Source organism: Rhodovulum viride (assembly GCF_003265965.1).
In the GTDB taxonomy this organism is placed as follows: Bacteria; Pseudomonadota; Alphaproteobacteria; order Rhodobacterales; family Rhodobacteraceae; genus Rhodovulum; species Rhodovulum kholense.
On sequence record NZ_MUAV01000133.1, the window covers coordinates 1 to 773 of the forward strand.

Sequence of the window (773 nt, forward strand, 5' to 3'; positions counted from 1 at the left end):
TCTTCGTCGAGGCGCTGCGCGACGGGCTCGACACCGACCGGGACGGCAGCGGGATCCACCGGATCGTCGCCGACCTGATCGTCCATCACAGGCTTCACAACAAGGAGAACGAGAGATGAGCGAGGCGGATATCGCCTGGGGCTATGGCGTGGAGGTGGCCGAGGATGCCGCCGCCACGACCTTCCTCGACCTGGCCGAGGTCAAGTCGGTGGCGCTGCCCGACCAGCAGCGCGACGAACATGACGCAACCCATATGAAGTCGCTGAACCGGACCAAGGAATCCCGCCCGGGGCTGCTCGATCCCGGCGAATGCACGGTCGGCATGAACTGGATCGAGGGCTCGGCCACCGACCGGCTGTTGATCGGGCTGAAGGCCTCGGGCGCGGTGCGCCAGATCCGGGTCACCTTCCCGGGCGGCACGGTCTGGCTCTTCGAGGGCTGGCTCAAATCCTACGCGCCGCCCGCCAGCGTGGGCGAGTTCCAGGAGGTCTCCGCGAGTTTCCGGGTCACCGGCAGCCTCGCGATCACCCTGCCCGGGGAGGACTGATCCATGGCCAATCCGATGAAGGGCGAGGTCGATATCGAGGCCTGCGGCGAGCGGCTTCGGCTGATCCTCAGCTTCAATGCCATTGCCGAGCTGGAAGACGAGGCGGGCCGGACGCTGGCCGAGGTCATGACCTCGCTGAAGGCGGGATCGGTGCGCACCATGCGGCTGATCCTCTGGGCCGCGATGCGCGATCACCGCCCCGCGACCACGCTGCGCCAGGCGGGCG

General features: G+C 68.0%; 2 protein-coding genes. Both read left to right on the forward strand.

Features of this window, described 5'->3' with window-relative positions; translation table 11 throughout:
* Nucleotides 1-115: 115 nt before the first annotated feature.
* Complete coding sequence (locus BYZ73_RS21430; RefSeq protein WP_112317588.1) at nucleotides 116-547, forward strand: phage tail tube protein; 432 nt, start codon at nucleotides 116-118, stop codon at nucleotides 545-547.
* Nucleotides 548-550: 3 nt separating this feature from the next.
* Nucleotides 551-773 (forward strand): gene transfer agent family protein (locus BYZ73_RS21435; RefSeq protein ID WP_146746405.1); only part of this gene is annotated, 223 nt, incomplete at its 3' end.

Bases quoted from the DNA above. Each gene is read 5' to 3' on its own strand.
- BYZ73_RS21430 (WP_112317588.1), top strand. From the start codon at position 116: ATGAGCGAGGCGGATATCGCCTGGGGCTATGGCGTGGAGGTGGCCGAG.